The sequence below is a fragment of the Acinetobacter sp. ANC 3813 genome (assembly GCF_002135435.1).
GTDB lineage: Bacteria > Pseudomonadota > Gammaproteobacteria > Pseudomonadales > Moraxellaceae > Acinetobacter.
In genome coordinates this window covers 1-24,989 of record NZ_NEGK01000001.1, presented here as the reverse complement: position 1 = coordinate 24,989, position 24,989 = coordinate 1, and the positions used below count along the sequence as shown (strand labels likewise).

Annotated in this window: 21 protein-coding genes and 2 pseudogenes; 15 read left to right on the top strand and 8 right to left on the bottom strand. The window is 40.0% G+C overall.

Translation table 11 applies throughout. The features are described from left to right. The first annotated feature begins 3 nt into the window (after nucleotides 1-3). The 5 genes from B9T34_RS00120 to B9T34_RS00100 are packed head-to-tail and all read left to right on the top strand — an operon-like array spanning nucleotide 4 to nucleotide 5,223. Entirely contained in the window at nucleotides 4-798 is a 795-nt protein-coding gene (locus B9T34_RS00120) for a DUF1365 domain-containing protein (RefSeq protein ID WP_086211148.1), read from the top strand. After that, nucleotides 795-1,991 carry an SAM-dependent methyltransferase gene (locus B9T34_RS00115; protein WP_086211147.1) on the top strand — a complete coding sequence of 399 codons (1,197 nt, stop codon included), beginning with the start codon at nucleotides 795-797 and terminating at the stop codon, nucleotides 1,989-1,991. The genes B9T34_RS00120 and B9T34_RS00115 overlap by 4 nt, the downstream gene beginning before the upstream one ends. Before the next feature lie 26 nt (nucleotides 1,992-2,017). Further along, a complete protein-coding gene (locus tag B9T34_RS00110) occupies nucleotides 2,018-2,797 on the top strand; it encodes a DUF1295 domain-containing protein (protein WP_086211146.1) in 780 nt (259 codons plus the stop codon). An 8-nt stretch (nucleotides 2,798-2,805) separates the two neighbouring features. Beyond that, a complete protein-coding gene (locus tag B9T34_RS00105) occupies nucleotides 2,806-3,855 on the top strand; it encodes an SAM-dependent methyltransferase (protein ID WP_086211145.1) in 1,050 nt (349 codons plus the stop codon). 45 nt (nucleotides 3,856-3,900) lie between these two features. Continuing rightward, on the top strand, nucleotides 3,901-5,223 hold the full coding sequence (locus B9T34_RS00100; protein ID WP_086211144.1) for a sensor histidine kinase: 1,323 nt from the start codon (nucleotides 3,901-3,903) through the stop codon (nucleotides 5,221-5,223). 5 nt (nucleotides 5,224-5,228) lie between these two features. On the opposite strand, the gene B9T34_RS00095 is transcribed toward B9T34_RS00100, so the two are convergent. The 4 genes from B9T34_RS00095 to B9T34_RS00080 all read right to left on the bottom strand — a co-directional run bounded on the left by B9T34_RS00095 (nucleotide 5,229) and on the right by B9T34_RS00080 (nucleotide 7,981). Next, the gene (locus B9T34_RS00095; RefSeq protein WP_086211143.1) at nucleotides 5,229-5,915 is read right to left on the bottom strand and encodes a response regulator transcription factor; all 687 of its coding nucleotides are present in this window, start codon (nucleotides 5,913-5,915) and stop codon (nucleotides 5,229-5,231) included. Nucleotides 5,916-5,932: 17 nt separating this feature from the next. Continuing rightward, the gene (locus tag B9T34_RS00090) at nucleotides 5,933-6,433 is read right to left on the bottom strand and encodes a chalcone isomerase family protein (RefSeq protein ID WP_086211142.1); all 501 of its coding nucleotides are present in this window, start codon (nucleotides 6,431-6,433) and stop codon (nucleotides 5,933-5,935) included. After that, entirely contained in the window at nucleotides 6,403-6,981 is a 579-nt protein-coding gene (locus tag B9T34_RS00085; RefSeq protein WP_171265097.1) for a nuclear transport factor 2 family protein, read from the bottom strand. The genes B9T34_RS00090 and B9T34_RS00085 overlap by 31 nt, the downstream gene beginning before the upstream one ends. 103 nt (nucleotides 6,982-7,084) lie before the next feature. Beyond that, nucleotides 7,085-7,981, bottom strand: coding sequence for a LysR substrate-binding domain-containing protein (locus B9T34_RS00080; protein ID WP_086211140.1), 897 nt, complete (start codon nucleotides 7,979-7,981; stop codon nucleotides 7,085-7,087). Nucleotides 7,982-8,083: 102 nt separating this feature from the next. On the opposite strand from B9T34_RS00080, the gene trpB reads away from it, so the two are divergent. Both trpB and trpA read left to right on the top strand, forming a co-directional pair. Beyond that, nucleotides 8,084-9,295 carry a tryptophan synthase subunit beta gene (gene trpB, locus B9T34_RS00075; protein WP_086211139.1) on the top strand — a complete coding sequence of 404 codons (1,212 nt, stop codon included), beginning with the start codon at nucleotides 8,084-8,086 and terminating at the stop codon, nucleotides 9,293-9,295. Then, nucleotides 9,292-10,080, top strand: coding sequence for a tryptophan synthase subunit alpha (gene trpA, locus B9T34_RS00070; RefSeq protein ID WP_086211138.1), 789 nt, complete (start codon nucleotides 9,292-9,294; stop codon nucleotides 10,078-10,080). The genes trpB and trpA overlap by 4 nt, the downstream gene beginning before the upstream one ends. A 125-nt stretch (nucleotides 10,081-10,205) precedes the next feature. Here trpA and ribA read toward each other — a convergent pair whose 3' ends face one another. After that, nucleotides 10,206-10,808 (bottom strand): GTP cyclohydrolase II, encoded by a 603-nt coding sequence (ribA, locus tag B9T34_RS00065; RefSeq protein WP_086211137.1) that lies wholly within the window; start codon nucleotides 10,806-10,808, stop codon nucleotides 10,206-10,208. Between the two features lie 241 nt (nucleotides 10,809-11,049). Between ribA and B9T34_RS00060 the strand changes: the two are divergent. Further along, nucleotides 11,050-11,970 (top strand): annotated as a pseudogene (locus B9T34_RS00060) (IS5 family transposase). Nucleotides 11,971-12,033: 63 nt separating this feature from the next. On the opposite strand, the gene B9T34_RS00055 reads toward B9T34_RS00060, so the two are convergent. Next, nucleotides 12,034-12,831, bottom strand: coding sequence for an undecaprenyl-diphosphate phosphatase (locus B9T34_RS00055; protein ID WP_086211136.1), 798 nt, complete (start codon nucleotides 12,829-12,831; stop codon nucleotides 12,034-12,036). Nucleotides 12,832-13,013: 182 nt separating this feature from the next. On the opposite strand from B9T34_RS00055, the gene B9T34_RS18775 reads away from it, so the two are divergent. From B9T34_RS18775 to B9T34_RS00025, 7 genes are all read left to right on the top strand, one after another. After that, entirely contained in the window at nucleotides 13,014-13,151 is a 138-nt protein-coding gene (locus B9T34_RS18775) for a hypothetical protein (RefSeq protein ID WP_171265084.1), read from the top strand. Next, complete coding sequence (gene kdpA / locus B9T34_RS00050) at nucleotides 13,145-14,869, top strand: potassium-transporting ATPase subunit KdpA (RefSeq protein WP_086211135.1); 1,725 nt, start codon at nucleotides 13,145-13,147, stop codon at nucleotides 14,867-14,869. The genes B9T34_RS18775 and kdpA overlap by 7 nt, the downstream gene beginning before the upstream one ends. 11 nt (nucleotides 14,870-14,880) lie before the next feature. Next, complete coding sequence (gene kdpB / locus B9T34_RS00045; protein WP_086211134.1) at nucleotides 14,881-16,923, top strand: potassium-transporting ATPase subunit KdpB; 2,043 nt, start codon at nucleotides 14,881-14,883, stop codon at nucleotides 16,921-16,923. Nucleotides 16,924-16,942: 19 nt separating this feature from the next. Next, a complete protein-coding gene (gene kdpC / locus B9T34_RS00040; RefSeq protein ID WP_086211133.1) occupies nucleotides 16,943-17,545 on the top strand; it encodes a potassium-transporting ATPase subunit KdpC in 603 nt (200 codons plus the stop codon). Nucleotides 17,546-17,746: 201 nt separating this feature from the next. Beyond that, complete coding sequence (locus B9T34_RS00035) at nucleotides 17,747-20,395, top strand: sensor histidine kinase (RefSeq protein WP_086211132.1); 2,649 nt, start codon at nucleotides 17,747-17,749, stop codon at nucleotides 20,393-20,395. 27 nt (nucleotides 20,396-20,422) lie between these two features. After that, nucleotides 20,423-21,136 carry a response regulator gene (locus B9T34_RS00030; RefSeq protein WP_086211131.1) on the top strand — a complete coding sequence of 238 codons (714 nt, stop codon included), beginning with the start codon at nucleotides 20,423-20,425 and terminating at the stop codon, nucleotides 21,134-21,136. A gap of 187 nt (nucleotides 21,137-21,323) precedes the next feature. Next, nucleotides 21,324-22,730, top strand: a complete 1,407-nt coding sequence (locus tag B9T34_RS00025) for a glutamine synthetase family protein (RefSeq protein WP_086211130.1) — start codon at nucleotides 21,324-21,326, stop codon at nucleotides 22,728-22,730. Nucleotides 22,731-23,001: 271 nt separating this feature from the next. Here the strand turns inward: B9T34_RS00025 and B9T34_RS00015 are convergent, their stop codons facing one another. Continuing rightward, the gene (locus tag B9T34_RS00015) at nucleotides 23,002-23,781 is read right to left on the bottom strand and encodes a TorF family putative porin (protein ID WP_086211129.1); all 780 of its coding nucleotides are present in this window, start codon (nucleotides 23,779-23,781) and stop codon (nucleotides 23,002-23,004) included. A gap of 785 nt (nucleotides 23,782-24,566) precedes the next feature. Beyond that, a pseudogene (locus tag B9T34_RS00005) lies at nucleotides 24,567-24,989 on the bottom strand (hypothetical protein); the annotation flags it as partial.

Below are 24,989 nucleotides of genomic sequence, written 5' to 3'. Positions count from 1 at the left end.
TATATGCGCATGTATCCATTGGCTGTTGCTTCTGCACAGATACGCCATCGGCGCTATTTGCCCAAAGCGCATGCATTTAGCGCACGACTGACTTACTTGTGGTTTGATCCTGATCAAATTGAAACTTTTACCCCAAAATCATGGCTCTGGTCCTCTAGCCGCTGGAACTTTCTGACTCTGGATGAGCGGGATTTTCTGAACATGGAATGCGGTTCGATTCGGCAGAAAATTTCCCGTCTGCTGATCAAACAAGAAAACTATCGAATAGCACATGCTGATGCCATTCGGGTCTTGGCATTACCTCGCACACTCGGTTTTCGTTTTAATTCGGTGGTGTTTTATCTGGTCTTTGATGCAACAGAGCAGCCGTTGTTCTTACTTAGTGAAATTACCAATACACCGTGGAATGAACGTAAAGTTTATATCCATGATTGCAGGAAAAATGCAGTGGTGCATGCACCGTATCAAACACATCAGTTCGACTTTCAAAAAGCCTTTCATGTGTCGCCGTTTATGCCAATGGCCTTGGATTACCGCTGGCGCTTCAGCTTTTCCGATCAGCAGAATGTGATCCATATGCAGTTGTTTGAACAAAATATTCTGCAATTTGATGCAACCATGAATTTTAGCCTGCAGAGCATCACAGATCCTTCACAGCAGCATCGTTATGCTGTATTTAAGGTCTTCGAACCATTCAAGATGGTCATGGGGATCTACCTGAACGCCTTTCGTTTATGGAAGAAAAAAATTCCGTTTTACCCAAATCCTAAAAAAGATAAAGGAAATACATTGCCATGAAAACATTGTTAATGGGAGAAATCAGTACACTACCTGTGGTCTTGCGCCATTTACTGAAATTGCAGCATGGTCAGCTGATCTTCAAAGGGGTCTGGAACGGGATTGTGGGGGAAAGCAGTGACTTGCATGCTGTGATTCAGGTACATGACGCACGTCTCATGGATTTACTGTTCAGAAATGGTGTTCTGGGGGCGGCGGAAGGTTTTATTTTGGGTTACTGGAGCAGTGATGATCTGGTCAAGGTGATTCAAATTTTGGCGCGCAACCGTGATGTGCTGGACCGGATGAATCAGAATGCTGTGGTGAAGGCCAGTCAGTTCTTTTTAAAGACTTGGTATAAATCACGTAAAAACTCGATTGATGGCAGCCGTAAAAATATTGCCGAGCATTATGACCTGAGCAATGATTTTTTTAAGCTATTCCTCGATTCCAGCATGATGTATTCCAGTGCCGTATTTAAAGAGCCAAGCATGAGTCTGGAGCAAGCATCAGACTATAAAAAAGAGTTGATCTGTCAGAAACTGCAGCTTAAGCCGATGGATCATCTGGTTGAAATCGGCAGTGGCTGGGGTGGTTTTGCCATTTATGCGGCCCAGCATTATGGCTGTAGAGTCACCACGATTACCATATCCAAGGCACAGCATGAAGAAGCTGTGGCCCGAGTTACAGCAGCGGGACTGTCGCATCGGGTCGATGTGCAGCTCAAAGATTATCGCCTGCTGGAAGGCAAATACGACAAACTGGTCTCGATTGAAATGATTGAAGCTGTGGGCGAACAGTATTTACCGACCTATTTTAGTAAATGCCGTCAGTTGTTGAAACCGAATGGTTTGGCACTGATTCAGGCCATCACGATTGAAGACGCACGTTATAAAAAAGCCTTAAATACCATCGATTATATTAAGCGTTTTATTTTTCCAGGAAGCTTTATTCCGTGTATCAGTGTGATGGCTCAGGTGGCATCAGAACAAAAACTGCGTCTAAAACAACTTGATGATATTGGACAAAGCTATGCAGAAACTTTGAACTGTTGGCGTCAGCGTTTTCTGGCACAGCGTGATGAAGTATTGCAACTTGGCTTTGATGAAAAATTTATGCGCATGTGGGATTTCTATTTGTGTTACTGCGAAGGTGGCTTTAGAGAAGGTGTCATCAGTGATGTGCACCTGCTGTTTGAAGCCAGTGCTTATTGAGTGCCAATACAATAGAGGATACGGAGATGCTGCTTTATCTATTTTTAGTCAATATTTTTATTATGCTGTGCAGCTGGATACTGGTCACCTATAACAAGCGTGCAGGACTGGTCGACGTTAGCTGGAGCTTTAGTATTGCCCTGAATGTGATTGTGGCGGCTTGGGTAGTCGAAGGTGCTCCTATGCTTGTCCGCTTATTTCTGGGACTGGCAACTGGAATCTGGTTTTTAAGATTGAGCTGGCACCTGCTTCGTCGTTATGCCAATGAAACTAAAGAAGATACCCGTTATGCCAATATGCGCCGAGCCATGGGCAATTATCAGGATTTGGGATTTTTGGCATTTTTCATCTTTCAGGCAGGTTTAGTGCTGCTTTTTTCCTATCCAATGCTGGAATTGCTGAGCACTCCAGCACAGCAATGGAGTGAATGGACAGTCCCTGCAGTTATGCTGGCTGCGACAGTCATGCTAATAGCACTGATCGGTGAGACGATTGCCGACCAGCAACTCTATCGTTTTAAGCTTGATCCGCATAATCAAGGCAAAACGATGGATCGGGGTTTATGGAAATATTCACGCCATCCCAATTATTTTTTTGAATGGCTGCACTGGTTTGCCTATCCAATCTTAGGCTTGGCGGCAGGACTGTACGGACTTTGGATTTATCCGATTTTGATGTGGCTGTTTTTGTACTACATCACCGGTATCCCATTTAGTGAACAACAGGCCCTAGCGCACCGTGGCGACAACTACAAAGATTATCAAAGACGAACTTCAATGTTTATTCCGTGGCAACCCAAAAAGTAGGTACACACATGGATTTTATGATTCAACAAACCCTAAAATTGATTGAAAGCGGCAAAGTGCCAGATCCGGCGATTCGTGCAGCGATCCGTCATTTAAGTAAAAACCGTTTAGCGCAAGAAGGGCGTTTTGATCCGGCTCTGGCGGCACAGCGCTATATGGAAGTGTTGCGGATGCTTCAACACAGTGAAATTGCGATTGAAACGGACAAAGCCAATGAGCAGCATTACGAGCTGCCGACCGAATTCTTTCAGGCGGTACTTGGTAAGCGCTTAAAATACAGTGCAAGTTTATTTAACAGCAATAAAACCACGCTCGATCAAGCTGAAGAATTGGCTTTGGCAAGCTATTGTGAGCGGGCTCAACTACAAGATGGGCAAGATATTCTTGAAATCGGTTGTGGCTGGGGCTCTTTGAGTCTGTGGATGGCAGAACACTATCCAAAGGCAAATATTACTGTCGTGTCTAACTCAGCTACACAACGCGCATACATTCAAGAACAGGCAAAGTTAAAACAATTTGATAATCTTAGCGTGATCACCTGTGATGTGAATGTACTTGAGTTGGCTGCTGAATCTTTTGACCGTGTTGTTTCTGTTGAAATGTTCGAGCATGTTCGTAACTATCAGAAGCTGTTTGAGAAAATCAGTACCTGGTTAAAGCCAGATGGCTTGCTCTGGTGTCATATTTTCTGTCATCGCTTCCTGCATTATCCATTCGAAGTCAAAAATGAGTTTGACTGGATGTCGAAGTATTTCTTCAGTGGCGGGTTAATGCCGGCGGCATCGACATTCTTGCATTTTCAGGATCATTTACAAGTGATCCAGCATTGGCAATGGTCAGGCACCGCTTATGAGCGTACTGCAAATGCGTGGCTTGAAAATATGGACCGCAGTGCGAATACGCTGCAGCCCGTATTTGAAAAAACCTATGGCAAAGATGCAGCTGCCTGGTGGCAACGGTGGCGGATTTTCTTTATGGCTTGTGCTGAATTATTTGGCTATGAAAAAGGTCAAGAGTGGGTTGTTGGGCACTTTTTGTTTAAAAAGAAAGATATATAATCGTTTTATTCAGTCTACATGAACCACCAACTGAGGGATGCACCGATGTTTAAGCTGTTTCGAGACAAACGTGCTCATCCCTTAGGTGAAGTGTTTAATCGTTATTATTGGCTGCAGATCGCGCTAATTGCCATGTCCATCGTTATTGGGATTGGTTGTAGTGCTTGGGTCATTAAGGGCACTTTACTGAAAACTGCGCTTGAACAGGAAATGTCTCATTATTGGCAGCGTTTAGAACGTGACCCCAATGCCGATCTTCCTGACACCAAAAACTTGTATGGCTATCGTTGGGACACTCAAACACCTGCTAAATTGCAAAATATGCAACTGCATGAAGGCGTAAGTCGTCATTTTATCGATGGTAAAGAGCGTATGACAGTCTATGGCGAGCGTAATGGACAGCATGTATTTTTGGTTTTTGGTGAGAGTAATGTCAATAAACTGATCTGGCTGTTTGGACTTGCCCCCTTAATGGTGAGTCTATTTGTTCTGTATAGCCTATTGTGGTGGTGGAATCGTCGTGCGCGACGCTATTTTTCTCCGATTACCCGTTTGGCCAATGCACTGGAAAATATCGACTGGGAACATCAAAACAAAGAGGCTTCTCCCTTTCAAGATATTAGCACCGATGCCAATATGGAGGCAGAGTATCTCAAGCAAGCCTTGGAAAAATATCATCAGGTATTAAGCGAATTTATTAACCGCGAACGTGAATTTACTGGTGACGTCAGTCATGAACTCAGAACACCTTTAACAATTTTAAAAGGTAACGTACAGCTTTGTCAGACCCGTTATGGTGACAATAAATCCTTTACCCGCTTGCAAAACACCATTGAAGACATGCAGCTTTTGGTCGACACTTTATTGGCGATCGCACGTAATACGACCAATACCCTAACCGCAGAAAATACCATGTTATCGGATTTATTAGATGAATTGGTGCAAGATTTAAACAGTGTCAGCTATGCCAAAGGGATGCAGATTGATTTGCAAAAAGATCCTGATGAGAAAATTCGTCAAATCTATCCATCCATGACCAAAATGGTTTTTAGTAATATTTTACGTAATGCGTTGAACTATTCTCAAGGCTCCGAAATTGATGTGGTTTTACAAAAAAATAAGGTGCTCATTGCAGACAATGGTATCGGGATTCATTTACCCAATGATGCCAAAGTGCAAGAGCTGTCAAATCGTCAGTTACAACTGCCGGTGAAAGGGCATGGCATTGGGCTGCAATTGGTGCAAAAACTCTGTACGCAATTGGGCTGGCGTGTGGAATTATTTGACCGTCAGTACTATATCAGCACGCATCAGGATGTGAATTTAAGTGCGACTACAGGTTTAATTGTGGTCGTCTATTTGAATTAGGTCCGCTAAGGTTCCAATGAAACTTTGAGGCCCACACCGGAAACCGTATGAATGAGTTTTTGTTCGAACGGTTTGTCGACTGTTTTGCGTAAGTTATAAATATGACTGCGCAGCGCATCACTTTCTGGCTCTTCATCGCCCCAAAGCTCCATCATGATTTCCTGTTTGGTCATGACCTTGGGGGAATTGCGCATCAGAAGTTTAAGCAGTTTAAACTGAATCGGGGGCAGTTCAATGGTTTGACCGGAACGGCTTAAATGCTGACGTGCCGGATCTAAAACCAAATCATGAATTTTGATCTGGCTATTGGATACTTCGCCGAGTGAGCGTTTAATCAAGGCCTGGACGCGCATCACCAATTCATTAAAGTCAAAAGGCTTAACTAAATAATCATCTGTGCCTGATTGAAAGCCTTTGAGTTTGTCATCCAAAGTATCGCGTGCAGTCAGCATAAGCACTGGAATATCCATGCCTTGCTGGTTGCGCAGCCAATCACAAAGCTCATAACCCGAGCCATCCGGCAGATTAATGTCCAGCAGCAGCACATGATAAGGTCGCTGCTTAAGTAAATGACGTGCAGCATCTAAATTCCGGGCATGATCCACTACGAAGTCATGCTCTTCTAGAAATTCACATAAGGTAGAAGCTAGTTCATAGTGATCTTCAACCATAAGCACAAAATGTTTAGACATAACCATGGCTTCTTCAATTAATTTAACAGTTGTTGCTTCAACTTAGCACTAAAGGGAACCTTACCGAGCCAAATATTAAAATATTGCTGAGCATGATCATCTTGAATGCGCCCAAGCACTTGCTGATTTAATGAAAGTATCAATGTTTTGCTCGAATGAATATAACTCAGGCGATATAAATCGCCTTTTTTGACTGGGCGATATAACTGCGTAATTTGGTGCAAAGCCGAACTGTCGTTGTAGCCATTGATATTCTTTTTTAGAAAATGTGTTGCTGCACGCTTAAACGCCCATTCTGGAATATTCTGACTATAGGAGAAATCCATTTGCATACTTTGTCCTTGCCATGTTTGGGAACAGTTTTCCGCATAATAGCTGGCTGTACCCACCTGCTTTTGTCCGACGAGTATTTCGCCAGTACTGCATTTCACCAATTTATTGGCAGATGCCAGTGGACTAATAGTACTTGTTATCAACACGCTAAAAATTAAGGTGATTTTTTGAATGGCAGTACCCATGAATAGGCGCCTCCTACATAAGGCAATGTACGGTATAGGCCATTTGCCGGGTCCCAGAAGTCTTGCTGAAAGATAATTTTATTATTGTCATTAATCTTTATTTCACTAATGCCGTAAGAGGCCATGGTGCGTGTGGTGCCAAACATTTTAAAGTCATACGCCATGTGCCAATGCACATAGGCAGAATCATCATAATAAGACGTATTTAATAACTTTACTGTGACATTGCTAACGCGTTTATTCATCCCTTTGAAGTGCTCAACTAAGTCACTGCGCGATGAAAATTGTGACAAAGTATCATTAATAAATAGCTGGTCTGCATACAGCGATCCTGCTCTTTCCACAAATTCTGGTGTGCCTAATGTATTAAAGGCTGAGGTGAAGCGGAGGCCGATATCTTGTGCCTTAGCTTCATCCAGCACTATCCCCTGAATACCTTTTCTGGATTGGGCGTAATCGGCTGAATAACTAGGAATACTCGTACATCCGGCTAACAACAGAAGCGGCAAGGATAAGGCTGTAGCAATTAGTGTTTTTACAAGTCTCATCATCAGTGTCCGTATTAAGTTTATTTTTATACTTTAGGCAGCACAGCGTGAATAGAATGTGAAATAGACGTTATAGATGAGCAATTGAATAAAATTCTCAAAATCAAAGATTAAATTTTTTGACTTTTTCTTCAGCCATTAACCAATCAATGATATTCATGACATCAAGATTTTCATTATTTTTTCTGACCATTGCATAAAAATTATAGTCACAATAGATAAAACCAAAAGGGGCAATGACCCTTCCATTTAATATTTCTTTTTCTACTAAAATTTGAGGCGCTATCGCTATTCCTAGCCCAGACACAGCAGCCTCTATCATTAAATTGAGACTATCAAAATAGCGATCATTCGGTTTTGTGGAAAAGTTAATCTTAGACTGATCAAACCATGTATGCCATGCGCTTTTATTTGAGTGGGTATGAAGTAATGGATAATTTAAAAGATCATTTTGTGTATGAAGAAGATTTATTTCACGATTACAAACAGGTCCCATGTGATCGGAAAATAAAAGATATTTATTCAAAAAGTTAGGGAGTGCATGGTTTTCATTTATGCTATTGATAAAGATGTCAACTTTATCTTTTTCTAACAATTTCAAGTCATTACATGTCATTAATTTGATATGGATATTGGGGTAGATGAGTTCGATTTTTTCTAATCGGGGGATCAGCCAATTTGCCATAAAACTATGAGAAGCACCTATTACGACTTCTACCTCTGACGCTTTATTGCTTAACTCAAAGACACATTGTTCTAAACGATTAAAAAGATGCGTACAAACTCGAGATAATTCTTCTGCATCCGTTGTAAGGGAGATGGTAGAGGAATGCCGAATAAACAATTTTTTATCTAGCCATTCTTCTAACTGTTTTATTTGGTGGCTAATAGCACTATGGGTTACACATAATTCTTCGGAAGCTAAGCTGAAACTTTTATTTCTAGCGACTGCCTCAAAGGCTTTTAAAGCATTAAGGGGAGGTAATGTTCTGCGTTTCATGTTGTAAAATTTTCTAACACCATAAGCTCAAAATATATCAATTATCAGAAAAATGAAAATATTTTAAGATCAAACAAGTTTTGATAGTAAAAGAGAGATGAGATGACAACCCCTTATACAGGTAATGGTCCTGATGACTTGGGATATTTTGGTAAATTTGGCGGATGTTACATGCCAGAGAGCTTAATGCCAGCACTTCAAGAATTAGAGCAAGCCTTTAATACTGTTCGGCACAAACCTGAATTTTGGGCTGAATATCAACATATTTTAACGGACTTTGTTGGTCGTCCTAATCCTCTTTTTTATGCAAAAAACCTAACAGCTTATGCGGGAGGTGCTCGAATATATCTAAAGCGGGAAGATTTGAACCATACTGGTGCACATAAGATCAATAATTGTGTTGGGCAAATCTTATTAGCCAAATTTATGGGGAAAACCAGAATCATTGCAGAAACTGGTGCTGGACAACATGGAGTTGCAACAGCAACGGTTTGCGCACTGTTTAAGATGAAATGTACCATTTTTATGGGAGAAACAGATATTCAGCGCCAACAAATGAATGTTGAACGTATGAAATTACTTGGTGCTGAAGTCAGAAGTGTTAAAAAAGGTCGTGGGACTTTAAAAGATGCGATGAACGAAGCATTACGTGATTGGATTAGTCATGTTGATACAACCTATTATCTGTTGGGTACGGGTGCAGGGCCTCATCCATATCCGACTATGGTCAGAGAATTTCAAAAAATTATTGGTCTAGAAGCCAGAAACCAAATACTTCTCAAAGAAAATAAACTGCCCGATGCTCTAGTTGCTTGCGTTGGTGGTGGATCAAATGCATTAGGGTTGATGCATCCTTTTCTAGAAGATCTGAATGTCAAAATGTTTGCCGTTGAGGCTGGGGGAAAAGAAACACATACTGGTGAACATGCCGCCTCTATTTGCAAAGGTCAAGTCGGTGTGCTGCATGGCACTTTAACCTATTTGCTACAAGATTTAGACGGGCAGATTTTAGAAGGGCATTCTATATCAGCTGGCTTAGATTATCCTGGTGTTGGTCCTGAGCATGGCCTTCTGTTTGAAACTGGGCGTGTAACATATACGGCTATAACCGACCAAGAAGCTGTAAATGCGTTTCAGCTTTTAAGCCAACAGGAAGGCATTATTCCTGCTCTTGAGAGTTCCCATGCGATTGCATATGCGATTCAACTTGCTCAAGAAATGCAGTCAGAACAGATCATTATTGTTAATTTAAGTGGCAGAGGTGACAAAGACTTAAACACTATAAAAAAATATCTTGCAGGAGCTACAGCATGAACCGTCTAGATCAAAAATTAGAGCAATTGAAACTGGAAAATCGAAGCGGTCTGGTCTGTTATTTTACTGCTGGAGATCCTAATTTTGAAGAAAGTTGCCATCTGTTAAGCCAATTGGGTCAAGCTGGAGCTGACATTATTGAAGTTGGCATTCCTTTTTCAGATCCAGTAGCAGATGGTGAGATCATTCAGGCAGCACATCTTAGGGCATTAAGTGCAGGTCAAACAGTAAAACAGACCATTGAGTTGGTAAAAGCAATAAGGTTGCATGATGACCAGACACCGATAATTTTCATGACTTATTTAAATCCAATTATGCAATATGGTTTCGAAAAACTTGTCGCCGAAATAGAAAATCTTATAGACGGAATATTGATTTTAGATGGTCCATATGGATATCGCGAAAACTTCGAAGTGCAATTAAATGAAAAAAATATGCATTTAATTGCAATGACAGCGCCGACTACCCCAGTTGAAAGATTAGAGCAAATTTCAACGCGTGCGACAGGTTTTTTATATCATGTTGCAGAAAATGGTTTAACAGGGGGAGACTTCAATCTGCCTAATCTTGAGAAAAAGATTGCTGAAATTAAGCCTATTTTTAATATTCCTGTTGCAATTGGCTTTGGGATCAAAAATGAAAGCCACGTTAAATCACTAGCCAATAAAGTAGATCTTATTATCATTGGCTCAGCGCTTGTCGATACTTTTTTTAATAAGGGAATGAATGCGACTTTAGAAAAAGTGAAGGTTTTCGCACAGATACTTAGACAAAATAAAGAATAGTCAGACACCTTACATAAATCTTCTTTAAAACCATAATTTAATATAAAACAATATTTTATCTTGGTATTCTCCCGTAAGGGAGATGGGGGGTTTTATGTGGATTTTTTACTAAAAGTGATCGCTTTTTAAAAATCACTATTATCATACAGATGTGACATACGTTTGTGCTTTGTCTCTAGATAAGCTCTGTTAAAGCTATTTAAGCCAACTTTTAAAGGAATACGTTCAACAACATTAATTCCTAAATCGGTCAAAGATTTGATTTTAAATGGATTGTTTGTAATGAGTTTTACATTCTTTATTTTTAAATAATCGAGCATAATGGTACACATATCATACTTGCGAGCATCCGCTGGCAGGTTTAATAATAAATTAGCATCAAGGGTATCATGTCCTTGGTCTTGAAGTGCGTAGGCTCGAATTTTATTGGTTAGTCCTATGCCACGGCCTTCTTGGCGTAAGTATAAAATGACACCTTGACCTGCATCGTTAATTATTTTCATGGTTGAGTGTAATTGAGGACCACAATCACATTTGAGTGAAGCAAAAGCATCTCCTGTCAAGCATTCTGAATGAATTCTGACGAGTACAGGTTGATTAGAAATAGTATCCATGCCTCTGGCAAGAGCGATATGTTCTTCACCAGTACTTTGGTCTTGAAACGCTATAATTTCAAAATCGCCAAACGTAGTAGGTAACTTTGATTTGGAAACAAATTCTATAGCCATTGAAGAATACACCTATATATTTATATTGGATACAATTTACTTGATCTATCTTAAAAGCATCGATGGTTTTTTTTGAAGTTATAGAGTTCAGCCTCTTACTTCTAATTAAAGTGTATTTATTTGATAGTGAATTTTATGTGAAATATTTTTAGAATAATTTTTTTATTGACGTTCTAATATTATAACGGCTTTGTTGCACATACCTATTCTTCAGGGGCTTCTTCAGCAATATAATTTCCGAATAAAAAAGCCTATACCATAAAATTTATTGCACACCCAATTGATCCTCGTATAACCGAGCATTAATAAATATAAGAAACATATCCATTTGGTTTGATGCAACGACTCAATTGTATGCTCAGCCATAAGGTATGCATGGACGAAATCAAACCTATTCCGACACAGCGATTTAATGCTGTTTGATGATCAAATCTCTGTTTAGACTTTATTTACGGATGGTCAAAGCTTTATTCAACTCTGTGGTTTAAGTTGGACAGCTCCATGCTATTCAATGCTTTGTAGAAGACAGAAGCATATTAATATTGCGTTTAGCTATCAAAAAAATCGTGATGGACTGCATCTACTCGTAGACTCAACTGGTCTGAAGTGTTTAGGTTACGGCAAATGGAAACGTAAGAAACATTAGCCTGAATATCGTCGCCAATGGCGTAAACTTCATATAGGTATAGATGCTAAAACCCTAAAAATACGAGCTGTACAGCTGACAACGAATAATGTTAGTGATTCACAAGTCCTTGGGGATTTACTTGATCTAATCCCGTTGGATGAAAAAATTAATTCAGTTTATACAGATGGATATTATGATACAAAACGATGCTTTCAGGTCATTGCAGATCGGCAAGCAGATGCCGTGATTCCACCCAGAAAAAATGCGAGATATTGGAAAGATACAAAAGTGCATTCTCAGGAGAGAAATGAAGTATTGAAAACGGTCAAACGTTTAGGAAGAGTGTTTTGGAAAAAGTGGTCTGGTTATCATCGATGTAGTTTAGTTGAAACCAAGATGCATTGCATCAAATTATTGGGGGATACACTCAGTGCGAGAAACTTTCAAAGCCAAGTGGATGAGATTCATGCACTTATAGCGGTCTTAAATAAATTTACCGAATTGGGCCTACCTCACATCCAACTTCTCACTTAAGTTTGAGCAGAATAGGCTAGGTTAAATTTTTTTTAATCTTTGTGCAAAAAAGCCGTTCACATGTTAGAAAACTAATAAAATGATTACGCCTAATACCAATCGATACCATGCAAAAACTCTTAAAGTATGTTTTTCTACAAATTTAACTAAGGCTTTAACCACCAAAAGTGCTGCAATAAAAGCAGCGACAAAACCGACAGTAATATTTATAAAATTATCAGAAGTGAGGATATCTGCATTACGAATTAAATCGTAAGTTGCTGCTCCCAACATGGTAGGCATTGCAAGGAAAAAAGAAAATTCAGTTGCAGCTTTGCGAGATAAACCTGAAAGTATTCCGCCAATAATGGTTGCACCTGAGCGTGAAGTTCCAGGAATCATGGCAAGACATTGAACAAATCCAATAAGAATGGCTTGCTTTAAGCTAACGTCAGTAGCTTCAATGGTTTTAGGTTTTAATTCTTTTGCCTCTACCATAAAAATAATCAGCCCGCCAATGATTAGCGCACTTGCGACAACTAGGGGACTAAATAAGACCTGCTTAATAAAGTCAACAGCGAGCACACCTATAATCACAGCAGGGATAAAGGCAACCAGAACGTTTATAGCAAAACGTTTAGCATGGACATCTCCTGTGAAAAAGCCCCTCATCAGATCAATGATTTTTTGCCGGTAAAGCCAGCAAACTGCCAAGATTGCGCCCAGTTGAATGACTACTTCAAAAACACGTCCTGAGTCAGATTGAAAATCAATTAAATGGCCAAATAAAATTAAATGACCAGTACTGGATATGGGTAAAAATTCCGTTAAGCCTTCAATTAAACCTAAAAATAAGGCTTTAAGCAGTGCAATGTTATCCATAAATAAAAGCTGTAAAAGAGTTAGAAATTGTCCTCTTTTTAAGGCATTTTTCATTGTTTATAAATGAGTGAAGCTAAATTTTTACGCTTTTTTTACGCCATGTCCTGAGTTGTATATAGAGAGTTTACGCATTTTTTTTAGATACTAAGCCGTGGAATATCCCAAAGTTTAGGATGGAAAAAATGAGTGCTACATTCATAGCGCCTCAAAAAGCACAGCATCCGCAAAAATGCGCTGTACAAGATAATCAAAATGATCAATATCTCAATATTACTCAAGTACTTTCAGCTCTGGCGAAGGGGAGTGAAATGCCATGTTAGAGTTTTTTTTACTGATGACAATTGTCACTATTTTGGCATATCCCTTGGGTAAATATCTTGCAGCGATTATGCAAAACCGTGAAATGAAAATCGATCCTGTATTCAATTGGATTGAAAAGCCAATCTATGCAGTGTTGGGGACAAATCCTAAACGCGGCATGAACGTCAAAGCCTACTCATTAAGTTTTGTGCTGAGTTGTTTATTACTCGGTGTGGTGACTTGGGTCTTATTTATGACCCAAGCCAGCCTGCCGTTGAATCCCAATAATGCGCCGAATATGTCGTGGGATTTGGCTTTGCATACCATGATCTCATTTTTAACCAATACCAATCAGCAGCATTATTCTGGACAGGCGCAACTGTCTTATTTGTCTCAAATGGTGGGTATTGTGGGCATGCAAATTATTACCCCCATGATGGGTTTGGCTATGGTAGTGGCAACCGTTCGTGCATTGTTTTATCAGCATTCAAATGATGTATCAGAAGCAGATCAAAATAACCGTTTTAGTGAAAAAATTCAGAAAATTAATGTCGGAAATTATTGGGCAGATGTGATTCGTCCAACCTTTCGGTTTTTAATTCCGCTGTGTATGGTGTGGTCGCTATTGCTCACTAGCCAAGGTGTACCGTCTACATTTCAGGGTGGCCCTGAGGTGCAAGTTTTAGATCAAACCAGCGAATTACAAACACAAAAAATCCCACTAGGCCCTGTTGCACCAATGGTGGCAATTAAACAGCTCGGCAGTAATGGTGGCGGCTGGTATGGTCCGAATAGCAGTGTGCCTTTGGAAAATCCAACGCCATTATCTAATTTTTTAGAAATGTTAGCGATTCTACTGATTCCAGTTTCTGTGATTTTCATGTTGGGTTTTTTCACAAAGCGTGCAAAATTTGCGTGCTTTGTTTTTGGTTCAATGTTGTTGATGTCCGTCATTTCAGCGACAAGCGCTATTTGGTCAGAAAGCCTTTCATCTACTTCGACAATGCTTTCCGCTATGGAAGGCAAGGAAGTTCGTTTTGGAGAGGCATCCTCGGCAGTATGGGCAGTGGTGACAACCCAAGTCAATAATGGCTCTGTCAACATGATGCATGATTCATCTGCACCGCTCACAGGCATGGTGCAATTGTCGAATATGCTGATCAATGCCATTTGGGGCGGGATTGGCTGCGGTTTGCAGCAATTTATTATCTACCTGTTTTTAGCTGTCTTTATTGCAGGATTAATGACGGGCCGTACCCCGGAATTGTTTGGTCGGAAAATTGAAGCAGGTGAAATAAAACTGCTAGCAATCGTCATTTTGATTCAACCCATTGTCATTCTTGGCTTAACAGCAATGACCGTATTTTTCCCTGAATTGACAGGTAATAGCAATCCGCAATACCACGGCATTTCGCAAGTCTTGTACGAATATGTGTCTGCATTTGCTAATAATGGGTCAGGTTTTGAGGGGCTTGCAGACAATACAGTGTGGTGGAATGTAAGCTGTGGTTTGGCATTATTGTTGGGGCGTTTTCCGACACTGATTATTCCATTGCTGATTGCAACACGTTTAGCTGCGAAACGCCAAGCGCCTGAAAGCAGCGGCAGTTTAAAAGTTGAAACGCCAACCTTTGCGCTTACACTCATTGCCATTGTGGTGATGCTGACTTTACTGCAATTTATGCCAGTCCTCGTCTTAGGGCCGATTGCTGATCATCTGTTATTGGTACAAGGTTAAGGGTGAGTACAATGAATCATTCAAAAAAAACTGTTCAAATACAGCAAAACACTATGGCTTCAACCTTATTCCAAGGTGAAGCATGGAAAAATGCCTTTATTAAATTGCTGCCGCAGCATGTGATAAAAAATCCGGTGATGGCCATCGTTTGGCTTGGGACGCTGATTACACTCATCAGTACCATTCTAGGTCAAGCCAGTATGATTTTTGGCTTATTGGTGACTTTGATTTTATTCGTCACTGTTTTATTCGCCAATTATGCAGAAGCGGTGGCTGAAGCCAAAGGCCGTGGACAAGCTTCATCACTGCGCCAAGCACGTCAGAATTTGACTGCCCGCCGCATCAGCTTTAAAGATGATTTGAACAGTGTGCAGATTTCTGCTGCTGAATTGAAGATGCATGACTTAATTGAAGTGCGTGCAGGGGAATTGATTCCCGCAGATGGTGAAATTATTCAGGGCTTTGCCACGATCAATGAAGCTGCAGTAACAGGTGAATCTGCGCCTGTACTGCGTGAAGCGGGTACAGATAAATCTGGGGTGATTGGCGGAACTAAAGTCTTAACCGACCGTATCATCGTGCAAGTGACCGCAGAGGCTGGAAATAGCTTTCTCGACCGAATGATTGCTTTGGTCGAAGGCTCAAACCGTCAAAAAACACCGAATGAAATTGCCTTAGGTATTTTACTTACGGTGATGACCGTGACTTTTATTGTCGTCGTGGTCAGCCTGCCGTTTATTGGACATTTCCTGAATATTGAAATCAATCCTATTTTATTGGTGGCATTATTGGTCTGTTTAATCCCAACCACCATTGGAGGTTTGCTGCCTGCCATAGGGATTGCAGGGATGAACAGAGCCTTGAAAGCCAATGTCATTGCTAAATCAGGCAAGGCGGTTGAAGTGGCAGGTGATGTGGACGTGTTGCTTCTGGACAAAACAGGAACCATTACCTATGGTGACCGTCAAGCGACAGCTTTTTATCCTTTGGCCGGTGTGACTGAGTCTGAGTTGCGTCAAGCTGCTGTATTGACGTCTTTGGCAGATCCAACGCCTGAAGGCAAATCGGTCGTGGCTTTGGCAAAAGAGCATAGCGAAAAAATTATTGAACCTGAACATGCTGAATTTATTGCTTTTAATGCAGCAACGCGCATTTCAGGAATTAATTTGGCTGATGGTCATCAAGTGCGCAAAGGCGCTATGGATGCCATTCTTAAATTTACTTCGCAAAACATCGAAAATCATGCCGAACTTAAAGCGCGGGTCGTGCAGGTGGCGTCAAAAGGGGCAACGCCGCTGGTGGTGGCTAAAGACCATCATCTGCTGGGTGTCATCGAACTGTCTGATGTCATTAAACAAGGCATTAAAGAAAAGTTTGCACGATTGCGTGAAATGGGCATCAAAACTGTGATGGTGACCGGCGATAATCCGCTCACAGCAGCGGCGATTGCTGCAGAAGCAGGTGTGGATGACTATATTGCTGAAGCCAAGCCAGAAGATAAACTCAACTGTATCCGAACAGAACAAAATAAAGGCCATTTGGTGGCGATGGTCGGTGACGGAACCAATGATGCGCCTGCTTTGGCACAAGCAGATATTGGTTTGGCCATGAACTCAGGAACACAAGCGGCGAAAGAAGCAGGCAATATGGTGGATTTAGACTCCGATCCAACCAAGCTTTTGTCTGTGGTTGAAATTGGCAAACAGCAGCTGATTACACGTGGCGCATTAACCACATTTTCTTTAGCGAATGACGTATCCAAGTATTTCGCAATTTTGCCTGCATTGTTTGTTGCGGCAATTCCGCAAATGCATGTTTTAAATGTCATGCAATTAAGCAGTTCTGAAAGCGCCATTCTCTCGGCCTTGATTTTTAATGCGATCATTATTCCTTTGCTGATTCCGATTGCACTGCGCGGAGTGAAATTCAAACCCTCTACATCAACCCAATTATTGCGCCGCAATATGCTGATTTATGGTGTGGGCGGGGTGCTGCTGCCGTTTGTTGCTATTAAAGCGATTGATCTGTTGATCAGTCCAATCTTAGCACTATAAATTTTTTGAGGATTACAAAATGAATATGCAAAATCATCAATTGGCGGACTCATCCCTCGGTGGGCATCTGCGCGCTTCTATAGGATTAACAATCATTGCTTTAGGCTTATGCGGTTTTGTGTACAGTGCTGCTGCAGCAAGCTTAGGGCAAATACTATTTCCTGAGAAAGCCAGCGGAAGTCTGATTTTTGAAAAAAATCAGCTTATCGGTTCACGCTTAGTTGCACAGCCATTTACCCACATTCAATATTTCCATCCGCGCCCATCAGCATCTAAGTATGACCCAATGTCGATGGCAGGAAGCAATATGGCAAGAACCAATCCTGAACTACATAAAGTTATAGATGAGCGGTTGAGTAAAATATCAGAACAGGAACAGATTGAAAAAACGAAAATTCCTGCGGATTTGGTTACAGCTTCCGGCAGTGGGATAGACCCTGAGATTAGTGTGCAATCTGCGATGATTCAAGTGAAGCGAGTTGCCCATGCACGGCATATTTCTGAGCAAGCCGTTGAAAAATTAGTTCAGGTACATACGGTTCATCCAACCTTTGGTATTTTAGGACAGGCTCGTGTCAATGTGCTTGAATTAAATTTGGCATTGGACCTTGCAGGGAGGTGATTTGATAAAAATATTATATTTTACTTATAGTTGAAATAGATGTAAGTATTTAATAAATAAAAATATGCTGAATATTTATTAGAGTGCCTTCTCCGTGAGGAGAAGGTTCAGATGAGGGGGAATCTGTAAAAGGCCTCTCCCTCTTGAGGAACAGCATTCCTCATCCTAAATAAGATGATGGAATGATAATGAAGATTTTTTATGACTGATCTACGAACCAACAAAGCCGATGTTTTGTTGCAGCACACCCAGCGTTATCAATCTGGCCGTCTAACTATTTTTTTAGGCGCAGCTCCGGGTGTAGGGAAAACCTTTGCCATGCTGGTTCGAGCGCATGAACTGGCGCTGCAGGGCATCAATATTGTCATTGGCTATGTAGAAACACATGGCCGTAAAGAAACTGAAAATTTAATTGCTGGTTTAGAGATTATTCCGCGCAAGAACATTGAATATCAAGGACAGCATCTGGAGGAAATGAATCTGGATGCTGTTTTGGAACATAAGCCCAGTATTGTTTTGGTTGATGAATTTGCTCATACCAATATGCCAGGCAGCCGGCATGAAAAACGCTGGCAAGATATCAACGAATTATTAGATGCTGGTATTGACGTTTTTACAACCATGAACATTCAACATTTAGAAAGTTTGAATGATGTTGTATATCAAATTACAGGGGTTCGTGTTACTGAAACTGTGCCAGACCGGTTGTTTGAAAGGATTCGGGATATTCGTTTAATTGATTTGCCTGTGAATGAGTTATTAGAGCGTTTAAATCAGGGGAAAGTTTATGTGCCTGAACAGGCAGAACAGGCATTGCAGCGGTTTTTCAACAGCTCTAATTTAACGGCCTTGCGTGAATTGGCGATGCAGACGGTTGCCAATTATGTTGATAATGATGTCCGTGAAAACTTTGCGATTCAAGGGCTGGCCCAAATCCCATTAAAGAATCATGTCTTAATTATGATTGATGGCAATGGGCATTCTGAATCCTTAGTAAGAGCAGGCTGCCGTATTGCAGAGCATCGTATGGCGAGTTGGACGGTCGTCGTCTTTTCTTACGATACTCAAACCATGAATAAACAAGAAAATTCGCAAAGCCGTGAAATAGAGCGGGCTTTAAACTTAACACGTCAAATGGGCGGCATGACCGAAGTTCTTCATGGCAAGCAGCACGCAAAAACGTTATTTAATTATGTGATGGACCGCGGCATTTCAACCTTAGTTTTAGCACAAGCAGCTAAGCAAAAAATTTCGCTAAGGTTAAATCCCAATTTGATAGAGCAATTACTGCAATGTCAGCCAAGTTTTGAACTTAGTATAGTGCCGATTATTGCAGAGAAAAAACATCTGTTAGTGTCCAATCAGAGGGCATTCTTGTCGCTTAGTGAAGTGCAGTATGTACTTGCAACCACGTTCATCAGCCTTGGCTTAGCAAGCATGAGTGAAAAGTATCTTGGCATAGAAGATCTGTCTGTTATTTTTATCACAGCTGTAGTTTTTGTGGCATCCAAAACGCGAATGCTGGCAGCGGCTTTTTCTGCCATATTGTTCTTTTTAGCTTATAATTTTTTCTTTATTTCACCGCAATTTACATTTGAGATTTCTGCGCATCAGGGTGTTGTCACTGTGGTTGCATTTTTGGGCGCAGCTTTAATATCAAGCCGATTGGCATCACGCTTGAAAGAACAGGTGAATGCTCTCAAAACGGCGAATAGCTATAACAGTATTATGCAGGATTTGGGGCAGAAGCTGTCTACAGCATTAGATTTAGCGCAAATACAGGAAATTGCTGAACTTAGTCTGAGTAAAAATCTCAATGCTGACGTATGGCTGTATTTCCCTGATACTGCAGCAACTCAGATGTCATCTAACATCATTAGTGAGAAAGAAAAAATTTCAGCTGATTGGACATTTAAAAACCATCAGCCATCTGGCCGCTTCACCCAGACCCTGACGGAAAACGAGTGGTGGTTTTTACCGTTATTGGCTTCCAAACATTGCTTAGGTGTGGTGGGATTGAAATTAAAAGATGCACAAACGATTATAAATACGGAGCAAAAACAGCTTGCTGAAATCATGGTGGAGTATCTTGCGCAAGCGATTTCGCGTACACAACTGACCAAGGCCTTAGAAATAGCCAATGTGAATTCTGAAACGGAAAAATTGCGTTCAGCGCTTTTATCTTCAGTGTCCCATGATTTGCGATCACCTTTGGCTTCTATGATTGGTGCAGCTGACACTCTGAGTACTTACCGCCACTCTATGGATGAAAATGATCAGGACAGCCTGCTGGAAGCAATCCATTTAGAGGGTGAGCGTTTAGACCGCTATATTCAAAACCTATTGGATATGACGCGTTTGGGACATGAAGGGCTTAGCCTGAAACGAGATTGGGTTGGTGTCGATGAGTTGATTGGTTCAGCTGTCCGCCGTTTAAAACGCTATATGCCTAAGTCATTGGTTGATGTGCATTTACCAGATGAAACGCTCAGTTTGTTTGTGCATGGGGCCTTGATTGAACAGGCTATTTTTAATGTACTGGAAAATGCAGCAAAATTTTCACCTGAAGATAAAACCGTTTCGATTCAGGTCGCTAAACTTACTGAAAATGAGATAGAAATAGCTATTAGTGATCAAGGTCAAGGTATTCCAGAAGACGAACGTGATCGCATTTTTGATATGTTCTATACCATGGAGCGGGGTGACCGTGGGCAATACGGTACAGGTTTGGGCTTGACGATTGTTAAAGCGATTGTTGGTGCGCATATGGGGAAAATCATGGCATCATCGGGCAGGAATAATCAAGGAACATGTATTCGCATACAGCTTCCTATTCAGCAAATTGCTTAATGCATCTAGTGGATACTAGGGGGGAGAATGTTAGAACAAAACGAATCAGCCAGTTCTATGACCAATGTATTGATTATTGATGATGAAAACCAGATTCGAAAATTCTTAGACATTGCACTTAGAGCACAAGGTTATAAAACACTTTTGGCTGAAAATGGTCAAAAGGGTTTAGAACTTTTGGCTTTACAAGGCGCAGACTTGGTCATTTTAGATTTAGGACTTCCTGATTTGGACGGTTTTGAGGTTTTAAATGAGCTGCGTATGTGGTCTCATACTCCAGTTATTGTATTGTCAGTACGGGCAAATGAAGAAGAAAAAGTGAAGCTTTTGGATGCTGGCGCAAATGATTATGTGACCAAGCCTTTTAGTATTCAGGAGCTCATGGCACGTATTCGTGTACTGCTCAGACATTATCAGCACAGTGCCGTTGATACAGCGCTTTATAATGATGGTGTATTAAAGATAGACTTTTCTAAGCGTCAGGTATTTTTAAATCAGCAATTGCTTTCCCTGACACGAAAAGAATATCAACTGCTGAATTTATTAGCTCAGAATAAAGGCCAATTGATTACTCAGCCACAGATACTTAGAGATTTATGGGGGCCAACGCACCAAGAAGATACCCATTATTTAAGGATACTGGTCGCTAAATTAAGAGTGAAATTAAATGATAATGCTGTTCAGCCAAAATATATTATTACTGAACCTGGCGTTGGTTTGAGATTTTTAAATATTTATTAACATAAAATATAATATATATTTTATATTAATCATTTTTATTTTTATTTTTATGATTTAATTTTTTGAGTATGCTTTATTTATAACTTAATGATTTATAAATAATATAGATTCTTTACGGTTTATTTACGTTACATTAGAAAAAACTTGTTTTATTTTGATCTTTGTCAAAGTTTAATAGGACAAAATGATGAGTAATTTACTCATGGCTGGGCATGATATAGCTGAAGTAATTGTTCCAGAAGCGATGCCATCTGCTCTGCAATGTTGCAATATTGAAGATATACTGTTTTTAGAAGAAATCGAAAATTATCTACAGCGCTATCCCAACACCCGTCATGTTGAGATTTGCCTGCACGATCTGAATGGTCATGTCCGTGGCAAGCGTATAGATGTTGCATGTTTAAAAAATGTTGTGCAAGGCACTTATTTCCCGCTATCTATTTATGCAATGAGTCTGGATGGAGAAGTTATAGAAGAAACTGGTATAGGAAAGTCAATTGGCGAGCCAGATTATTTATGTAAGCCTATATTGGGAAGCCTGCAGCCCTGCGTTTTAAATCCAGAGTTCAATGCGCAGTTATTTCTGACTATGAAAGATGATCATCATCAGGATTGCCAACTTGAACCCCGCAATATTTTAAAAAAATTTTTAAGAGAGCTACATGATAAAAACTTTTATCCTTGCATGTCAGCAGAATTGGAATTCTATTTATTTGATAGCAATGAAGAAGTCAACGGTGATAAGACTTATTTAACTCAATGCTTCGATGTAAATGCGCAAGATAAATATCAAGAAGTTTTGGATGAAATTGAACGAATTGCTCTTTTGCAAGGGAATCAGATTACAGGCATAGTCTCAGAATCATCTACCGGGCAATATGAAATTAATATCCAGCATAGCGGTGATATTCTTAAGCTATGCGATCAGATCATGATGTTAAAACGCACCATTAAGCAAGTGGCCGTAAAATATGGATTGCATGCGAGTTTTTTGGCCAAACCGGATATGCATAAAGCAGGCAGCGGCATGCACTTTCACATGAGTATTTTAAATCAAGATCAACAAAATATTTTCAGTGCAAAGAATAGTTCTTTACCGTCATTGCAATTATTAAAGGCAATCAGTGGGCTGATTGCCTTACTGCCACCATCAATGGCAGTGCTTGCTCCTAATGTAAATTCATTTCGCCGTTTTAAAGCTGGAAACCATGTACCTTTAGAAGCAAGTTGGGGGGTGAATAACCGTAATGTAGCCATCCGCATACCATGTTCTGATAGTGAAAATCGGCGTTTGGAATATCGTGTTGCAGGTGCGGATTGCAATCCCTATTTAACTGCAGCCATAATATTGATAGGCGCGCTGCATGGTTTAACACAGAATCTGGAAATTCCACAACAAGCTAGTCAAATAAAAATTAAACCGCTCTTATTAAGTACTAATCAGCCAGATGCTTTAGCGCGTTTTCACAGTGATCCCGTTTTGCAAAAATATATCGGTAAAAAATTTATTGAATTATGGTTTACAGTTAAACATGCCGAGTATCAGCATATTTATAGCCAAATTACACCGATAGAACAGCATTGGGATATTTAGTAGAATAATGATGCATAACTCTATAAATCTTGCAGATGATGCTAAGAATCAGAAGCTCAATGAAGAACTATATCTGAAATATAGTTTACAGGAAATTAATTCTGAAATTTTAATAATGAAATATCAGAATTCTACACAAAAAACGAAAAAAATAATTTGTTCTATTTTTAAAGAAAGAGGTTTTAATCGAGATGAGATAGAGATTTTATTGAATTCATTAAAGTAAAATAAAAATGCCAATAGGATTGCTGATACTATTGGCATTTTATTATTAAAAAGATTTTGTTAGTGTAAATACAGCTGTAGTTTTTACACCTTTTTTATTTCCTTCTGTAAAGTCTTTGGTCTTTAAATTGCTACCAATTGCAGCTAGTTCTGCATTTATTCCCATCGGTGTATAGCGATAAGTTGCACCTATTTTCCAATCAAAAAAATGCTCTTCTGGCTCAGAGCCATAAATTTCGTGATTTGCTTTAGAATAGCCTAGACTGGCATTTGCACCAAAATCTGTTTGAGCAATAGGGGTTGCATACAAGACATTAAAATACCAGTTTGAAATATCTTTACCCATGGTGTCACTCGTGGCTTTGCCTCCATAGTTATTGGTATAGCTTATGCTCGGTGTAAAACTGTCATTTTGGTGCAGCAAAGTATTAAAGATCATTTTGAAATAATATTCATTATAATTTAAATCGCTGTCGCCAATGTAGTTGTAGCGCAGCATACCAAGATCGACTGCAGGGTGTATTGTGCCTAATGTAATTGGTGCTGTATAACCAATTTGAGGGTCCATCTCCAAATGAGCTTCATCACCAAAATCTACATTTGAAGCAAATGCCGAAACATAAAAGCCTGAAGCATGACTTAAAATAAAATTTCCCTGTAACGCTGGATCATTCTTTGTTTGCGTTTGGCCGCGCCAGCGGTAATCACTTGTCAGTGACACATTGCCTAAAAAGTTTAAATCGGATGGTTTTTCATCACCCGAAGCTAAAGCATAATTTGAAGTGAGCGGTATGAGGCAAAAAATTATATTGTGCAGATTTTTCATAATATTCTGAATAAATAGTCAGTGAAGTGGTGTATGTTAATTTTTAATTTATTGATATATAATAAAATTATCGTAAATTTTGCGTAAAAAAAACATAAAAATTAAGATGAATATTTTGTTTTAAATAATGAAAATTCCTTTGAATGATCAGCTAGCCTTTAAATTATTGCCATCAAAAAAAGTATTGGAATTCCGTCATTTTTTTACTGTATCAACTGGATTTAACCATCAAGGGATGGTGTCAATCTTCATCAAGCAATTTAATTAGCCACTTTATCAAACTAAAGCGTGTCTACAAAATCGGTGGCTATTCAATGTCTGAATGGCGTGATAGCTTGGCTGGAAAGCAGCTTGGAAAAAATAGTCATGATTGACTCCTTAGGTATTTAAGAAGTCCTACCGCATTACTGCTAAATAATGGTGGCAGAACGAAAAGGGGTTAGCAGACTGAACCTAAGAATCAGCACACCCGAAGGTGTCCCCCTCCCGTCCTACCGCAGAGGGGAGCACGAGGGCACACACCAAAAGAAGGAATCTTTTAGTGCACTTAGGAAACGGTCTGCTAAAACCGACTGGCAATGTAGACCAGCAAGTGAATCATAATGCTAAGCTGAAAGCTGGTCAATTCATAAAGAGCTTGTAGTAGGTAATTAAAATTTATAAAAGTTTATTGTTAGAAATGATGCTAAATAGTTTGCAATTAATCTGCTTAATTAAGTGAAGAAAATTAGTTCTCGATATCTTCCATTCTCTGAAAGATATCGATGAGACGAAAAATAACTCTTTTATGGAATACATACAGCCTTTAATTCGGGCATTATTTCAATCTCTGAAATTTGAGTATCCCAAAAAGCATTCCACAGGTCACAGTATTTTAGACATAAACTGCTCAGTTTTTCATAGTCATCAACCGTAATTGCTTGGGCTAGAGCATACCAAAGATCATCTTGATGATCATCATCTGCGGCCTCTGCTGTTTCATCACTGGATACACCATGAACAAAATAGTAACCGCCGCCTTCAACATCAACTCCTGCAGCTTTAGTTGCTTGACGTAATGGTGGGCTGAAAAGAATCACCTCTTCCTCAGCGACAGCAAGAAGGGCTAATACATTTTTGTAACTATCGTAAGATTGCTCTAAGAAGATTCTGACATCATTTGAGATAGCAGTAGGCTGATATTTTTGACGTTCAATTTCACATATGCC

What these genes read in the sequence shown, in the direction of transcription:
- B9T34_RS00120 (WP_086211148.1), top strand. Translation starts at nt 4, where the DNA reads ATGCGCATGTATCCATTGGCTGTTGCTTCTGCACAGATACGCCATCGG.
- B9T34_RS00115 (WP_086211147.1), top strand. Translation starts at nt 795, where the DNA reads ATGAAAACATTGTTAATGGGAGAAATCAGTACACTACCTGTGGTCTTG.
- B9T34_RS00110 (WP_086211146.1), top strand. Translation starts at nt 2,018, where the DNA reads ATGCTGCTTTATCTATTTTTAGTCAATATTTTTATTATGCTGTGCAGC.
- B9T34_RS00105 (WP_086211145.1), top strand. Translation starts at nt 2,806, where the DNA reads ATGGATTTTATGATTCAACAAACCCTAAAATTGATTGAAAGCGGCAAA.
- B9T34_RS00100 (WP_086211144.1), top strand. Translation starts at nt 3,901, where the DNA reads ATGTTTAAGCTGTTTCGAGACAAACGTGCTCATCCCTTAGGTGAAGTG.
- B9T34_RS00095 (WP_086211143.1), bottom strand. Translation starts at nt 5,915, where the DNA reads ATGTCTAAACATTTTGTGCTTATGGTTGAAGATCACTATGAACTAGCT.
- B9T34_RS00090 (WP_086211142.1), bottom strand. Translation starts at nt 6,433, where the DNA reads ATGGGTACTGCCATTCAAAAAATCACCTTAATTTTTAGCGTGTTGATA.
- B9T34_RS00085 (WP_171265097.1), bottom strand. Translation starts at nt 6,981, where the DNA reads ATGAGACTTGTAAAAACACTAATTGCTACAGCCTTATCCTTGCCGCTT.
- B9T34_RS00080 (WP_086211140.1), bottom strand. Translation starts at nt 7,981, where the DNA reads ATGAAACGCAGAACATTACCTCCCCTTAATGCTTTAAAAGCCTTTGAG.
- trpB (WP_086211139.1), top strand. Translation starts at nt 8,084, where the DNA reads ATGACAACCCCTTATACAGGTAATGGTCCTGATGACTTGGGATATTTT.
- trpA (WP_086211138.1), top strand. Translation starts at nt 9,292, where the DNA reads ATGAACCGTCTAGATCAAAAATTAGAGCAATTGAAACTGGAAAATCGA.
- ribA (WP_086211137.1), bottom strand. Translation starts at nt 10,808, where the DNA reads ATGGCTATAGAATTTGTTTCCAAATCAAAGTTACCTACTACGTTTGGC.
- B9T34_RS00055 (WP_086211136.1), bottom strand. Translation starts at nt 12,831, where the DNA reads ATGGATAACATTGCACTGCTTAAAGCCTTATTTTTAGGTTTAATTGAA.
- B9T34_RS18775 (WP_171265084.1), top strand. Translation starts at nt 13,014, where the DNA reads ATGAGTGCTACATTCATAGCGCCTCAAAAAGCACAGCATCCGCAAAAA.
- kdpA (WP_086211135.1), top strand. Translation starts at nt 13,145, where the DNA reads ATGTTAGAGTTTTTTTTACTGATGACAATTGTCACTATTTTGGCATAT.
- kdpB (WP_086211134.1), top strand. Translation starts at nt 14,881, where the DNA reads ATGAATCATTCAAAAAAAACTGTTCAAATACAGCAAAACACTATGGCT.
- kdpC (WP_086211133.1), top strand. Translation starts at nt 16,943, where the DNA reads ATGAATATGCAAAATCATCAATTGGCGGACTCATCCCTCGGTGGGCAT.
- B9T34_RS00035 (WP_086211132.1), top strand. Translation starts at nt 17,747, where the DNA reads ATGACTGATCTACGAACCAACAAAGCCGATGTTTTGTTGCAGCACACC.
- B9T34_RS00030 (WP_086211131.1), top strand. Translation starts at nt 20,423, where the DNA reads ATGTTAGAACAAAACGAATCAGCCAGTTCTATGACCAATGTATTGATT.
- B9T34_RS00025 (WP_086211130.1), top strand. Translation starts at nt 21,324, where the DNA reads ATGAGTAATTTACTCATGGCTGGGCATGATATAGCTGAAGTAATTGTT.
- B9T34_RS00015 (WP_086211129.1), bottom strand. Translation starts at nt 23,781, where the DNA reads ATGAAAAATCTGCACAATATAATTTTTTGCCTCATACCGCTCACTTCA.